Consider the following 14,141-nt stretch of genomic DNA (forward strand, 5'->3'; position numbering starts at 1 on the left):
CGGACTGCTTGCCCGCCGATTTCGATCAATGCCGTGAAATTCGTGGCAGGAAGATCGTGAATAATCCCAACAACGGCAGATACGAGCAGAGCGTATAAACGAAGGGGATGCCATGCGTGTCGGCAAAATCTCCGAGCGCCGCAGCCCCGAGTCCACCCGCACCGAAGGCGAAGCCGAAGAAGATGCCGCCGATCAGCCCGACGCGGCCGGGGATGAGTTCTTGCGCAAAGACCACGATCGCCGGAAAGGCAGAGGCAAGCACAAGACCGATGACGACGGTCAGGACACAGGTCCAGAACAGGTTCGCATAGGGCATCAACAGCGCAAAGGGGATGACGCCGAGGATCGAGAACCAGATCACGAAACGCGCACCCAAACGATCGCCCACCGGCCCGCCCATGATCGTGCCGACGGCGACCGAACCGAGGAAGAGGAACAGCATCAGCTGCGCATCGCGGACATCGAGATGAAACTTGTCGATGACGTAGAAGGTGAAATAGCTGGATATGCTCGCCATGTAGACATTCTTTGTCGCGGTCAGCAGGATGAGGATGGCAAGCGCCCACATCGCCTTGCTGCGTGCGATTGGCAAGGCCCGGCTCGGTGCAGGACGGGCCGACTGCTGGCGGCGATGGTTGATGAACCAGTTGCCGACCCAGCTCAGAACGATGAACCCGATCACCGCGAGCACCGAAAGCCAGGCCACGCTCTTTTGGCCGTTCTGCAGGACGAAGAAAGCGGCAATCAGCGGCCCGATTGCCGAACCGGCATTGCCGCCGAGCTGGAATAGCGACTGCGCCAGACCATGGCGTCCCCCCGACGCCAGCCGGGCGACGCGCGAAGCCTCCGGATGGAAGACGGCCGAACCGAAGCCGATCAAGCTTGCAGCGATCAGGAGAACGCCGAAACTGCCGGCATAGCCAAGCAGCAGTAAGCCTGCAAAGGTGCTTACCATGCCCACAGGCAGCGAATAGGGCATCGGCCATTTGTCAGTGACGATACCGACCACCGGCTGCAGCAGCGATGCGGTGATCTGGAACATCATCGTCAGCAGGCCGATCTGCACGAAATCGAGCGCATAATTCTCTCTGAACATCGGGTAGAGCGATGTCAAAAGCGACTGCATCGTGTCGTTCAGCAGATGGCACGTGCTGACGGCCATGACGACCGACATCGTCGTCTTTTGATATCGGGCCTGCGTGCCCAAGACTTCCGCAACCATCGGGGTAATCCTTCCTGTGCCGGCAGATTTGCCAAGCATATGACTTGATCCGCCTTTAGCACGGCTTGCGTGTGTCCTTCTTTCGTGTTCTGGTCCAATAGTTTCTCGATTGGGCCAAAATGGAAAAGCTTTCGAAACAGTTGCTGGCAACCCTCGCCGACGATCATGTGCAGAACATGCGCTGGATGGAGGATTCGCCCGCGGATATCCTCGTCCATAGCGCCGAGCCGCCGCAGGGCTATACCGTTCCGTGGCACCGCCACCGCCGCACGCAACTGCTGTGCATCTTCGCCGGCGTCGCGCTCATCATGACGGCGCGCGGCCGCTGGATGGTGCCGCCCGGTCATGCCCTTTTCATTCCCGTCGGGCTGGAACATTCGATCGAGATCCTGAGCGACGTCAGCATGAAATCCGTTTACGTGACGCCGCGCAGCCAGCCGCCGAAGGATGAGGCCCCGCGCGTCGTCGAAGTGACGGAGCTCGCCCGCAGCTTGCTATTGGAGGCCATTCGGCTGCGGGAGGCGCCGGTCACTCATCGAAAGGCAAGGCTGGTCCTGTCTCTTCTCGTCGAGGAGATCGCGACGCTGCCGGAACGGCCCCTCGGCCTTCCCTTCCCGTCCGACCGTCGGATGGCCGCGCTCTGCCGCGACTATCTGTCCACTCCATCGCCCAACGCCAGATTGGACGATTGGGCCGAGAAGCTTTCAGTAAGCCGTCGCACCTTCACCCGACAGTTCCGCAAGGAAACCGGCATCAGCTTCACCACATGGCGGCAGCAGGCGAGCGTCTTTGCCTGCCTGCCGCAGCTCGCCGAGGGTCAGCCCGTCACCAATGTCGCGCTCGAAGCGGGCTACGAGAGCGTGGCCGCCTTCACTACGATGTTCCGCCGCATGCTCGGCACCTCGCCGCGCAGCTATATGGCCAGCCGCTGGACGTTTGAGCGGCAATCGGCTTGAACGTCTGCTCTTGAAATGGCCGAGCGCTTCCGGCAAACAGCGCTGAAGAGCGAGGGCAAGCATATGCGGCATATTCACATCGTCGGTATCGGCACGGGAAATCCCGAACATCTGACCGTGCAGGCGATCAATGCGCTGAACGCGGCCAATATCATCCTCATTCCCAGCAAAGGCGCGGCCAAGACGGAACTTGCCGATGTCAGGCGCGAGATCTGCGAGCGCTATGTCACCAATCCGGCCACGCGTTTCGTTGGTTATGACGTGCCCTCGCGCCAGACAGCAGACCGCAGCTATGTACAGAGCGTCGACGAGTGGCATGACGCGATTTCCGCGACCTATGAACGACTGTTTCTGGAACACCTGACGGAAAGAGAGAGTGCAGCCTTTCTCGTCTGGGGCGATCCGGGCCTTTACGACAGCACGCTGCGTATCCTCCAGCGTGTCGTCGCTCGCGGTAAGATCGCTCTCGACTACAGCGTTGTTCCCGGCATTACCAGCATCCAGGCGCTGACAGCAAGCCATCGCATCCCACTTAACCTCGTCGGCAAGCCGGTGCAGATCACGACGGGCCGGCGGCTGGCCGAGAGCTTTCCGGGCATTGCCGAAACGGCGGTCGTCATGCTCGACGGCGAGCAGGCCTTCAGCAAGATCGACGACCCCGATGCCTATATCTATTGGGGAGCCTATCTCGGCAGCAAGGATGAGATCACGATCGCCGGCAGGCTGGCCGACGTTTCCGAGCGCATTCTCGCGACCCGCGCCGAAGCCCGCGCCAGGCACGGATGGATCATGGATATCTACCTCATGCGCAAGGGGCAGGATTTCGACGATCTCGAATAAAGTGCCGAATACCAAATCGTTTGCCCGCCGATCCGGTTTGTGCAAGGAAATGTCCCTTATGAAGGGCAGTTTTATGGTTGCGGCCGACACGCAGACAATAGAGGACCAGGCGTGCTTCTCTGAGAGGGGAGCCGCCGAGGATGGCGTTGCGTCGCCCCAGCCCTCCATGGTTCGCGGTGCCTGCCCCTCGCTGAGCGCGCCGATGCAGACGGGCGACGGCTTGCTCGTACGCCTGAGGCCATCAACGCCGGGCCTCACCGTCGCTCAAGTGCGCGCGCTGGCCGAGGCTGCTCAAAGGCATGGGAACGGTCTGATCGAGATCACGGCACGGGGCAATCTTCAGCTGCGCGGCATGACGCCGCAAAGCATGCCGGGATTGGCCGCCGATATCGACCGCGCCGGCATCGTGCCGGAGAGCGGCGTTGCGATCGAAGTCCCGCCGCTCAGCGATGTCGATCCGTCGGAGATCGCCGATGCGCGTGGGCTCACTCAACGGCTACGAAACGCCATCCATTCCCTAAATCCCAAGCCAGCGCTCGCTGCCAAGCTCGCCATCATCGTCGACGGCGGCGGCCGGGTGATCCTCGATGAAATTTCCGCGGATATCCGTTTGAAGGCGATCAACGCTGTAGATGGCAGTCAACTGTGGGAGCTTGCGATCGCCGGAACGGCGGTGACGGCCACGCCGCTTGCCGTTTTGCCGGACGAACAGGCGATTGCCGGTGTCATCACGCTGCTGAAAACCTTGGCCGCAATCGGCCCCCGCGCCCGTGGCCGCGATCTGGACGCCGCCGTACTGCAAGCACAATTTCCCGCCTCTCCCAACCTCCCCCTCCGTGGAACCATCCAGCCTGCCCCTCCTGTGGGCGTCATCCCGCTCGATGACGAACATTCCGCGCTCGGGTTGCGCCCTGCCTTCGGTCAAATCCACGCCCAGGATCTCATCCGCTTTCTTGGACTGGCCGAGGCGGCGGGCGTTCGTGAAATCCGGACGGGACCGGAACACAGCCTGTTGCTGCTCGGCCTTCCGCGTTATCGGGTCGAAAGCATGCAGCCTGCAGCAGCTGATTGCGGCTTTCAGACGCGCGCTGACGATCCGGCCAACTATGCAATCCCGTGCTCCGGCGCCGGCGCATGCGCCTCCGCGCACTATTCAACAAGGCAAGCAGCCGCCGATCTCATCAACTTAGGCCCCGAACTGCTTGACGGCTCGCTCAAAGTACATCTGTCCGGCTGCACGAAAGGTTGCGCCCATCCGTCTCCGGCAATGCTCACCATTGTCGGGGCTGCAACGGGCTATGCTATTGTCGTAAATGGGTCATCATCAGCGGAGCCCGTGGCCTACATCCACAAGGAAGGCCTGAAATCGGCGCTGGCTGCGCTCGGCAAACTGGTACGGAACAACAAAGCTGCTGGCGAATCGGCACAGCAGTGTCTTAAACGGCTCGGCCGGGACGCAATCGCGACGGCTTTACGACAGGGATAGAAATGCCTGACTATGACTATATCCGCGAGGGAGATGCGATCTATGAACGCTCCTTCGCGATCATCCGCAGCGAAGCCGATCTCCAGCGTTTTCCCGAAGCCGAGGCCGATGTCGCCGTCCGCATGATCCATGCCTGCGGACTGGTGGAAGCCGCAGAGCATTTTCTCTTCTCTCCCGATTTCGTCGCATCCGCCCGCAAGGCGCTGACTGACGGCGCGCCGATTTTCTGCGACGCGGAGATGGTCGCCCGCGGCGTGACCCGCGCCCGCCTGCCCGCCGCCAACGAAGTGATCTGCACCTTGCAGGATCCGCGCACGGCTGAGATCGCCAAGACCATCGGCAATACGCGCTCGGCTGCCGCCATGCATCTATGGGCCGAGCGGCTTGCCGGCTCGGTCGTCGCCATCGGCAATGCGCCGACCGCCCTCTTCCACCTTCTGGAAATGCTGCGCGATGGTGCGCCGAAGCCAGCGGCCATCATCGGCATGCCCGTCGGCTTCGTCGGCGCGGCAGAATCGAAGGATGCGCTGGCCGAGAATTCCTACGGCGTTCCCTTTGCCATCGTGCGCGGCCGGCTTGGCGGCAGTGCCATGACGGCAGCCGCCCTTAACGCTTTGGCGAGGCCGGGCCTATGAGCGCGCCTTCAATCGGAAGCCTGATTGGCGTCGGCACTGGCCCCGGCGATCCGGAACTGCTGACTGTCAAGGCCGTCAAAGCCTTGGAGCGTGCCGATGTCGTCGCATACTTTGCCAAACAGGGCAGAGGTGGCAACGGAAAGGCCATTGTCCGCGACCTGCTGAAAGCGGATGTGACGCTGCTGCCGCTCTACTATCCCGTCACGACGGAGATCGATAAGGACAAACCGGACTATATCGATCAGATCACCGCTTTCTATGACGTTTCTGCCGAGATGGTGGCGGCACATCTGCGGGAAGGAAAGACGGTTGCCGTGCTCAGCGAAGGCGACCCGCTGTTTTACGGTTCCTACATGCACCTGCATGTGCGCCTTGCCGATCGCTTCCCCACAGAGGTCATTCCGGGCGTGACGGCCATGTCCGGCTGCTGGTCGCTCGCCGGCTTGCCGATGGTGCAGGGAGACGACGTTCTCTCCGTGCTGCCGGGAACGATGGCGGAGGCTGAGCTCACTCGCCGCCTGGGCGATACGCAGGCCGCCGTCATCATGAAGGTCGGCCGCAATCTGCCAAAAATCCGCCGCGCGCTCGATGCCGCCGGCCGGCTGGAGGAGGCGATCTATGTCGAGCGCGGCACGATGACGAACGGCGCCATGACGCCGCTCGCCAGCCGCGACGATGCCGAGGCGCCCTATTTCTCCCTCGTGCTGGTTCCTGGCTGGGAAAGCAGACCATGAGCGGGCGTCTCTATGTCATCGGTACCGGCCCCGGCAAGCCTGAGCAGACGACGCCGGAGGCGCTGGCTGCGGTCGCGGACGCTCATGAATTTTACGGTTACGGTCCTTATCTCGACCGCCTCACCCTGCGCGACGACCAGATCCGTCAGGCATCAGACAATCGCGAGGAATTGGATCGCGCCAAGGTGGCGCTGCAGCGTACGTCAGCCGGCATCAATGTCTGCGTCGTCTCTGGCGGCGATCCCGGCGTCTTTGCCATGGCGGCTGCCGTTTGCGAGGCGATCGATGACGGTCCGGCAGAATGGCGGACAGTAGAGCTTATCGTCGTGCCCGGCATCACCGCCATGCTTGCAGTCGCTGCGCGCATTGGCGCCCCTCTCGGGCACGATTTTTGCGCCATCTCGCTATCGGACAATCTGAAACCCTGGCCGCTGATCGAGAGTCGTCTCCGCGCCGTCGCCGAGGCGGGCTTCGTGATCGCACTCTACAATCCGATCAGCAAGGCTCGCCCCTGGCAACTCGGCAAGGCCTTCGAGATCCTGCGCGCTGTACTGCCCGATGCAACACCTGTTATCTTCGGCCGGGCAGCCGGCCGCCCCGACGAGCGCATGATGGTGGCTCGGCTCGCAGATGCGGAGGCGTCACAAGCTGACATGGCGACCTGCGTCATCATCGGCTCGGCCGAAACGCGCATCATCGCCCGCGAAGGCCGTCCGGATCTGGTCTATACGCCGCGTTTCATCAAAGAAGAGGCGAAATGATCGATCCAACCGAGCGCAGCCTCCACCGTTTCGACCACCGGCAGACCGGCGGCCTCAGCGCGCTCGACCATGATCACCTTGATGCCAAGCTGCCTTGCGGCCTCGATCTTCCCATAGGTCGCGTCACCACCACTGTTTTTGGCGACGACCACCTCGATCTGGTGCTGTCGCAGCATCTGCAGCTCGTCCTCCAGGCGAAACGGACCCCGGCTATGAATGTAGCTGACGTGCGGAACCGTCAGCGGCGGTTCGACGGGATCGACGCTGCGGACCCAATAATGGTGCTGCGGCGCGGCGTTCGCCTGATGCGCCTCCTGCCGGCCGGTCGCGAGGAAAACGCGCAAGGGCGCCTCGCCGAGGGCGGCGATAGCCTGCGAGACGCTGTGCACGGAAAGCCAATCATCGCCTTCGACCGGCACCCACGCCGGACGGCGCAGCGCGAGAGCGGACACATGGCATTGAGCAGCAGCCGCTGCGGCATTGGCCGAGATGCGGGCTGCGAAGGGGTGTGTGGCATCGATCAACAGGTCGATCTTTTCGTCGCGGATATAGCGGGCAAGCCCCTCGGCGCCGCCGAAACCGCCGCTGCGTACCGGAACGGGCTGCGGTGCCGGATCGGTGGTTCGGCCGGCAAGCGACAGGACGAGCTCGAGATCCGCTCGGGAGGCAAGGGCCGTTGCCAGCGCACGGGCCTCCGTCGTACCGCCGAGGATCAGAATGCGGGCCTTGCCCATGGCTGAGACACCTTCAATTCAACGCTGGCTCACTCTTATCGGCATCGGCGAAGACGGTCCAGCCGGTCTCGGCGACGAAGCCAAGCGGCTGATCGCCTCATCGCCGGTCGTCTTCGGCGGGACGCGCCATATCGAGTTGATGAGCTCGCTGATATCAGGCGAAACGCAAGCATGGCTTTCGCCATTCGAAAAATCCGTCGAGGCGGTGCTTGCCCGGCGCGGCAAGCCGACGGTGGTTCTCGCGTCAGGCGATCCCTTCTTCTACGGTGTCGGCGCGACACTTTCGCGGAGCATTCCGGCCGCTGAAATGACCGTCATTCCGGCGCCCTCCTCCTTCAGCCTTGCCGCTTCGCGCCTCGGCTGGCCTTTGCAGGAGACGACGGTTCTCTCGCTGCACGGACGGCCGCTCGATCTGATCCGACCGCATCTGCATGCCGGCCGCAAGATCCTGGCGCTGACATCCGACGACAAAGGCCCTGCCGATTTGGCGGCCCTGCTGCAAAGTTCCGGCTTCGGCCCATCCGAGCTTACGGTTCTGGAAGCGCTAGGCGGCCCGCATGAAAAGATCTCTCGGCAGAGCGCGGCCGATTTTTCCCTATCCGGCATCAGCGATCTGAATATCTGCGCAGTCGAGGTCAAGGCGGAAGCCGGCGCGCGGATTTTGCCGCTGAGTACGGGCCTCCCCGACGAGCTTTTCGAACATGACGGCCAGATCACCAAGCGGGAGATCCGTGCGATAACGCTATCGGCGCTGGCGCCACGTTCTGGTGAGCTGCTCTGGGATATCGGCGCCGGCTCCGGTTCGATCGGCATCGAATGGATGCTGGCCGATCCCTCACTGCGCGCCATTGCCATCGAGGCATCGCCCGAGCGTACGGCGCGCATCCGTCGCAATGCTGGCAATTTCGGCGTGCCGGGCCTGGTGATTGTCGAAGGCATGGCACCGGCTGCGCTTGCTGGCCTCGCCGCACCCGATGCGATCTTCATTGGCGGCGGCGGCAGCGATGCCGGCGTGCTGGAGGCCGCCATCGACCGATTGAAAAGCGGCGGCAGGCTGGTCGCCAATGCCGTCACGACGGAAATGGAAGCGCTTCTGCTGGCCGAGCAGGCACGCCGCGGCGGCTCCCTGATCCGCATCGATATTGCGCGCGCCGCACCTGTCGGCCGCATGACCGGCTGGCGGCCGGCCATGCCGGTGACGCAATGGTCGTGGACCAAGTCATAATGATGAATGAGGTAGAGCGATGACAGTGCATTTCATTGGCGCAGGCCCCGGAGCCGCCGACCTGATCACGGTGCGCGGCCGGGATCTGATCGGCAAATGCCCGGTCTGCCTCTATGCCGGCTCGATCGTTTCGCCGGAACTGCTGCAATATTGCCCGCCCGGCGCCCGCATCATCGACACCGCGCCGATGTCGCTTGACGAGATCGAGGCGGAATATCTGAAAGCGGGCAAAGCGGGCGAGGATGTCGCGCGCCTGCATTCCGGCGATCTCTCGGTCTGGAGCGCTGTCGCCGAGCAGATCCGCAGGCTCGAGCAGCATGGCATCGACTACACGCTGACCCCAGGCGTTCCCGCTTTCGCAGCCGCCGCTTCTGCGCTCGGACGCGAGCTGACCATCCCGGCGGTAGCTCAAAGTCTCGTCCTGACCCGCGTGTCCGGCCGCGCCTCACCCATGCCGAACAATGAGACGCTGGCGAAATTCGGCGCGACCGGCGCCACGCTCGCGATCCATCTGGCAATCCATGCGCTCCAAGAAGTCGTCGAAGATCTGACGCCGCTATACGGGCCCGATTGCCCGGTTGCGATCGTCGTCAAGGCTTCCTGGCCCGATGAACGGATCATTCGGGGTACGCTTGCCACGATTGAAGCGAAAGTGGCCGCCGATCCGATCGAGCGCACCGCCCTGATCTTCGTCGGTCCGTCACTTGGCGCCAGCGATTTCCGCGAAAGCTCGCTCTACGACCCGACCTATCAGCGCCGTTTTCGCGGCCGGCAATAGCGCGGCACCGTTGCAAATCCGCTCGAAATTTCCTCTAGTCGATCGCGGCAAGCCACGGGGCAAAAGAGGATCGGAATATGCAGCGGATTACCATTACCATCGACGACGATCTTCTGGAGACGATTGACCAGATCAGCGCACAGCGCGGCTATGCTAGCCGCTCGGAAACCTTGCGCGATCTCGTTCGCGACGCCGTTACGCGCGCGCAGCCGACCGTGGATGGCGAAGCCAGATGCTACGCCGCCCTCGCCTATGTCTATGAACATGAAACCCGCGACCTATCGCGCCGGCTGACGACGGCGCAACACCATCACCACGATCTCTCAGTCTCGACGCTTCACGTTCACATCGATGGGCACGATTGCCTCGAAGTCTCCGTGCTGAAGGGCAAGACGGACGACATCAGGGCATTTGCCGACAGCGTGGTGACGCAGCGCGGCGTGCGCTTCGGAAACCTGCACATCATCCCATCGGACGACGGCGCGAAGCACTCCGAAACGCATTCGCATGACTGAGGGGGCGCATGATTGAACGGGCACACGAGTTGCCGGGCTACTCGGTCAAAGCCGACCGGCGATATAAGCCATGCTTTCCTTGAGAGCCGTAACTGGTTCCTTCAGAGCATGCACCGCCGGGGCAAAAGGTTCGAAAGACACCGGTCCGGCATAACCAGCAGACAGCAATGCCCGGAGCTGACCGACATTATCGAGACGATCCCTCGCATCGACAAGAAGACGATGCGGATCGCGCATGTCCCCAACGGAAACATCGGGATCGCTGACGCCGGAAATATGCACGAGACCCGTCAGTTCGGGGAAGATTGCGGTCTCACCGGCGAGGTAATGATGGAAAGTATCGTGCACGAGGAGGAAGGTGGATCTCGCGCCGAGTTCCTCGATCGCGGCGGCCGCCTCGCTCTTCAGCTGCAGCGAGCAGATCTCGAAGCCGAGCGGCTCTACCAGGCCGATAACGCCGGCCGCTTCCAGCATCGGCTTCAGGGCTGACAGCGCCTTGCGGAGATTGGCATGCCGTGCCTCCGGCTCGCGGCCGCTGCCGTCGTTGACCGGAACGAGGACGAGCGCCCTGGCGCCGCAATCGCGCGCGTAATCGATCAGCGCCGCCGCTTCCCGGGCACGCTCGTCGTTCCACTCATTGAAACGCTGCAGAGCGTTGATCGAGATGATCGTCAGCCCATGCCGCGCCGCGAGCTCCTTGACGGCCGCTGCCGGCGTACCATCCAGGATCGCGTTCCCGGCAAGGTCATTGCGGATTTCGACGCTGTCGATGCCGAGCTCTTTTGCGGCGGCAAAGAACGATTCAAGCCTCAATGACGGCGCGCACATATGATTGAGCGCAAAACGAATGGAACTCATGATAGGCACTCCTCCTCAAGGCGTCCGGCAGCAAGAGACATTCCAGATCCGCTGCGCCTGCTTTGCGAAGAACTAGCGACATTCCTGTCCTTCTTCCATCGGCGTCAGCCATCATTCCTGATAGAATTCTTGAGATAATGCTAGAATTACATCATTCTTGTCAGATGTTTTCCGAGAGGAAGATTTCAAATGGCAGGAAGCTTTGGCCCGGAACGGCAACGTCATCGCTCTCGACGGACTTGATCATCAGGCTCATCAGTTCCTTGCAAAGTGCCGGCAGCGGTGTGCCGATCGCCATGGCTACGACATCATCGGCAAGCGCTGCCCTCGATTCCGGCGTCAACTCGTTGACGACGGCGATCAGCTTGCCGGATAAACGCTCCTCCCGAATGGCGGAAATTGCTCCCTCCATGCCGCCACCACAGACATAGAAGCCGATGAGATCGGGATGCTTCTGCAGGAGATCGAGCGTCGCCTCGTGGGTAATCTCGGGCGTGTCGAGATTGATGAGCGTATCCAGCACCTCGAATTCCGGGGCATTTTCGCGAAAATAAGAGCGAAAGCCGATTTCGCGCAGCTCATGGCCGAGGAAGCGGTGGCTGCCGACAAAACAGGCGACCTTCCCCGGACGCCGTGCGGAGCGTGCAATGATCCAGGCGGCCGTGCGTCCGACCTTGCGGTTATCGACACCGATATAGCCCTGGCGCGCCGTGGTGGAGAAATCTGACAGGAGCGAAAAGACCGGAATGCCTTTTTCCTTCAACTCCTCGATTGCGGCGGTGACCGCCGGATAATCCGGTGCGACGAGGGCGACGGCCTGACTGCGTGACGCCACCGTCTTCAGTTTCTCGACGATCGCCGTCGGGGTCGAGGCGGTTACGAAGTCGACCTGTGCGTTAATGCGCGCGGTCGTGACTGCCTGCGCCGCCGCCGCAATCTCCCTGGCAAAAGCCTGATTGTGATTAGGCATGGAATAAGGACCCCGCATTTGGGGTGATCGGCATCCAAACGGGACCCCCATTTGCGATGGGGTTACAACAGCCTCCGGTTTAATCGGAGGCTTTTTATTTGGATGCTTGTTGTGGAGACAATTCTGAAGATACGGCGACTTTCCCGCGTGCAGGGCAAGTCGATTAAGGCGATCTGCCGGGAGCTTGGTATATCGCGCAAGGTGGTGCGGAAGGTTCTGCGCAGCGATGAGACGGAGTTCAAATACGAGCGGGCCCGCCAACCTCAGCCGAAGCTCGGTCCTTGGCGCAATCAGCTCGATGGAATGCTGTTTGCCAATGAGGCCAAATCCTCTCGGGAACGGCTGACGCTGATCCGGCTGTTCGAGGATTTGCGCGAACTCGGCTACCAGGGCGGTTACGACACCGTCCGGCGCTATGCCCGAACCTGGGCGAAGGAGCGCGGCTCGGTGACGGCGGAAGCCTATGTGCCGCTCTATTATGCGCCGGGCGAGGCTTACCAGTTTGACTGGAGCCACGAGATCGTCGTGCTGAATGGCGTGACGACGACGGTGAAGGTGGCGCATGTCCGGCTCTGCCATAGCCGGATGATGTATGTGAGAGCCTATCCGCGCGAGACGCAGGAGATGGTCTTCGATGCCCATGACCGGGCGTTCGCGTTCTTCGGCGGGGCCTGCACGCGCGGCATTTATGATAATATGAAGACCGCGGTGGAAACGGTCTTCGTCGGCAAGCAACGGCAATACAATCGCCGCTTCCTGCAGATGTGCAGCCACTACCTGATCGAGCCGGTGGCCTGCACTCCGGCGTCAGGATGGGAGAAAGGCCAGGTCGAGAACCAGGTCAATCTGGTGCGGGAACGCTTCTTCACCCCCCGACTGCGCTTCAAATCCTACGACGAGCTGAATGGCTGGCTGCTGGACAAATGCATCAGCTACGCCCGCGCCCATAAGCATGTCGACCAGACAGAGCGCACGATCTGGGAGGTGTTCGAAACGGAGAAGCCGCATCTAGTCAGTTATCCCGGTCCGTTCGATGGCTTCCATGCTGTGCAGGCCTCGATCGGCAAGACCTGCCTCGTGCGCTTCGATAACAACAAATATTCTGTGCTGTCGACCTCGGTCGGTCGCCCGGCCGAGATACATGCCTATGCCGACCGCATCATCATCCGTCAGGACGGCGTCGAGATAGGCCGGCACGACCGCAGCTACGGCCGCGGCGAGACGGTCTATAATCCATGGCATTATGTGCCGGTCCTGACTCGAAAGCCGGGAGCATTGCGCAATGGTGCGCCGTTCCACGATTGGGTTTTGCCTGCCGCCATGGAGAAAGTGCGACGCCGGCTGAAGGGCATGCATGACGGCGACCGGCAGATGGTGTCGATCCTCGAATGTGTCGGTCTGGACGGGCTCCCTGCCGTCGAGGCGGCCTGCCAGGAGGCGCTCGATCAGGGCGTGTTCTCGGCCGCCGTCATCATCAACATTCTGGCCCGCAAGCGTGACCCGCAGCCGGCTGCCATCCTTTCCATTCCCGATGCGCTTCGCCTGACTCATGAGCCTCTGGCCGATTGCGCCCGTTACGACAGCCTCAGGAGGGCAAGCTGATATGGAACGACCCCAAATCCTCGACATGATGGGCACGCTGAAGCTGTTCGGCATGCGCAGCGCCTATGACGAGATCATGGCCTCCGGCATAAAGCGCCAGCACGAACCGCCGCGCATCGTGGGCGACCTACTGCAGTCAGAGATCGCCGAGAAGCAGTCTCGCTCCATCAAATACCAGATCGCTGTTGCCAAGCTGCCGCTGGCCAAAGACATCGACGACTTCGACTTTACCGACACACCGGTCAATGAAGGGCTGGTGCGCCAGCTCGCGACCGGAGCCTTCCTTGCCGAGCAGCACAACATCGTTCTGGTCGGCGGGACCGGCACAGGAAAGTCCCACCTGTCCATCGCGCTTGCTCGTGCTCTGATCCGCAACGGAGCACGCGGGCGCTTCTTCAATGTCGTTGACCTTGTCAATCGGCTTGAGACAGAGGCACGTGGCGGAAAGCAAGGGCGGCTGGCCGACTTCATCACCAGGCTCGACTTCGTCATCATGGACGAGCTCGGCTACCTCCCATTCGCCCAGGCCGGCGGGCAGCTCCTCTTCCATCTGATCAGCAGGCTCTACGAGCGGACCTCAATCATCGTCACGACGAACCTGGCGTTCGGCGAGTGGCCGGCCGTGTTCGGCGACGCCAAGATGACCGCCGCTCTGCTCGACAGACTCACTCATCATTGCGAGATCGTTGAGACCGGAAATGAATCCTGGCGCTTCAAAAACCGCTCTCAAAGCTAAAGCCGAAAAGACAAACAATCCGCGCCCGCAGGCCCCTGCGCTAAATGGAATGCTCCGGGCCTACGCGCGCTGACCCTATGCAACCAGAG

General features: G+C 62.0%; 14 protein-coding genes and 1 pseudogene. 11 read left to right on the forward strand and 4 right to left on the reverse strand.

The window, feature by feature from the left end; genetic code table 11:
• Positions 1-25: 25 nt before the first annotated feature.
• Positions 26-1,222, reverse strand: coding sequence for an MFS transporter (locus tag RTCIAT899_RS28960; RefSeq protein ID WP_015343400.1), 1,197 nt, complete (start codon positions 1,220-1,222; stop codon positions 26-28).
• A gap of 119 nt (positions 1,223-1,341) precedes the next feature.
• On the opposite strand from RTCIAT899_RS28960, the gene RTCIAT899_RS28965 reads away from it, so the two are divergent.
• The 6 genes from RTCIAT899_RS28965 to RTCIAT899_RS28990 all read left to right on the forward strand — a co-directional run bounded on the left by RTCIAT899_RS28965 (position 1,342) and on the right by RTCIAT899_RS28990 (position 6,634).
• Positions 1,342-2,178, forward strand: a complete 837-nt coding sequence (locus RTCIAT899_RS28965) for an AraC family transcriptional regulator (RefSeq protein WP_015343401.1) — start codon at positions 1,342-1,344, stop codon at positions 2,176-2,178.
• Positions 2,179-2,241: 63 nt separating this feature from the next.
• Complete coding sequence (gene cobF, locus RTCIAT899_RS28970) at positions 2,242-3,018, forward strand: precorrin-6A synthase (deacetylating) (protein ID WP_041678462.1); 777 nt, start codon at positions 2,242-2,244, stop codon at positions 3,016-3,018.
• A gap of 58 nt (positions 3,019-3,076) precedes the next feature.
• Positions 3,077-4,504, forward strand: a complete 1,428-nt coding sequence (cobG, locus tag RTCIAT899_RS28975; RefSeq protein WP_135488215.1) for a precorrin-3B synthase — start codon at positions 3,077-3,079, stop codon at positions 4,502-4,504.
• Positions 4,505-4,506: 2 nt separating this feature from the next.
• A complete protein-coding gene (locus RTCIAT899_RS28980) occupies positions 4,507-5,139 on the forward strand; it encodes a precorrin-8X methylmutase (protein WP_015343404.1) in 633 nt (210 codons plus the stop codon).
• Complete coding sequence (locus RTCIAT899_RS28985; RefSeq protein ID WP_015343405.1) at positions 5,136-5,873, forward strand: precorrin-2 C(20)-methyltransferase; 738 nt, start codon at positions 5,136-5,138, stop codon at positions 5,871-5,873. Before RTCIAT899_RS28980 ends, RTCIAT899_RS28985 begins: the two co-directional genes overlap by 4 nt.
• The gene (locus tag RTCIAT899_RS28990) at positions 5,870-6,634 is read left to right on the forward strand and encodes a precorrin-3B C(17)-methyltransferase (RefSeq protein ID WP_015343406.1); all 765 of its coding nucleotides are present in this window, start codon (positions 5,870-5,872) and stop codon (positions 6,632-6,634) included. Before RTCIAT899_RS28985 ends, RTCIAT899_RS28990 begins: the two co-directional genes overlap by 4 nt.
• On the opposite strand, the gene RTCIAT899_RS28995 is transcribed toward RTCIAT899_RS28990, so the two are convergent.
• A complete protein-coding gene (locus RTCIAT899_RS28995; RefSeq protein WP_015343407.1) occupies positions 6,598-7,368 on the reverse strand; it encodes a cobalt-precorrin-6A reductase in 771 nt (256 codons plus the stop codon). The genes RTCIAT899_RS28990 and RTCIAT899_RS28995 overlap by 37 nt on opposite strands.
• On the opposite strand from RTCIAT899_RS28995, the gene RTCIAT899_RS29000 reads away from it, so the two are divergent.
• The 3 genes from RTCIAT899_RS29000 (at position 7,352) to nikR (ending at position 9,886) form a co-directional block, all read left to right on the forward strand.
• Positions 7,352-8,593: a bifunctional cobalt-precorrin-7 (C(5))-methyltransferase/cobalt-precorrin-6B (C(15))-methyltransferase gene (locus RTCIAT899_RS29000; protein ID WP_041678244.1), complete on the forward strand. Its 1,242-nt coding sequence runs from the start codon at positions 7,352-7,354 to the stop codon at positions 8,591-8,593. The genes RTCIAT899_RS28995 and RTCIAT899_RS29000 overlap by 17 nt on opposite strands.
• A 19-nt stretch (positions 8,594-8,612) precedes the next feature.
• Entirely contained in the window at positions 8,613-9,371 is a 759-nt protein-coding gene (gene cobM / locus RTCIAT899_RS29005) for a precorrin-4 C(11)-methyltransferase (protein WP_015343409.1), read from the forward strand.
• Positions 9,372-9,448: 77 nt separating this feature from the next.
• Positions 9,449-9,886, forward strand: coding sequence for a nickel-responsive transcriptional regulator NikR (nikR, locus tag RTCIAT899_RS29010; RefSeq protein WP_015343410.1), 438 nt, complete (start codon positions 9,449-9,451; stop codon positions 9,884-9,886).
• A 45-nt stretch (positions 9,887-9,931) separates the two neighbouring features.
• On the opposite strand, the gene RTCIAT899_RS29015 is transcribed toward nikR, so the two are convergent.
• Both RTCIAT899_RS29015 and RTCIAT899_RS29020 read right to left on the reverse strand, forming a co-directional pair.
• Entirely contained in the window at positions 9,932-10,744 is an 813-nt protein-coding gene (locus RTCIAT899_RS29015; RefSeq protein WP_015343411.1) for a TIM barrel protein, read from the reverse strand.
• 160 nt (positions 10,745-10,904) lie between these two features.
• A complete protein-coding gene (locus RTCIAT899_RS29020) occupies positions 10,905-11,714 on the reverse strand; it encodes a substrate-binding domain-containing protein (protein WP_041678464.1) in 810 nt (269 codons plus the stop codon).
• A gap of 102 nt (positions 11,715-11,816) precedes the next feature.
• Between RTCIAT899_RS29020 and istA the strand changes: the two are divergent.
• Positions 11,817-13,385, forward strand: a pseudogene (gene istA, locus RTCIAT899_RS29025) (IS21 family transposase).
• Positions 13,318-14,052, forward strand: coding sequence for an IS21-like element helper ATPase IstB (istB, locus tag RTCIAT899_RS29030; RefSeq protein WP_015341886.1), 735 nt, complete (start codon positions 13,318-13,320; stop codon positions 14,050-14,052). Before istA ends, istB begins: the two are co-directional and overlap by 68 nt.
• The last annotated feature ends 89 nt before the right edge of the window (positions 14,053-14,141 follow it).

This window comes from Rhizobium tropici CIAT 899 (assembly GCF_000330885.1).
Taxonomy (GTDB): Bacteria; Pseudomonadota; Alphaproteobacteria; order Rhizobiales; family Rhizobiaceae; genus Rhizobium; species Rhizobium tropici.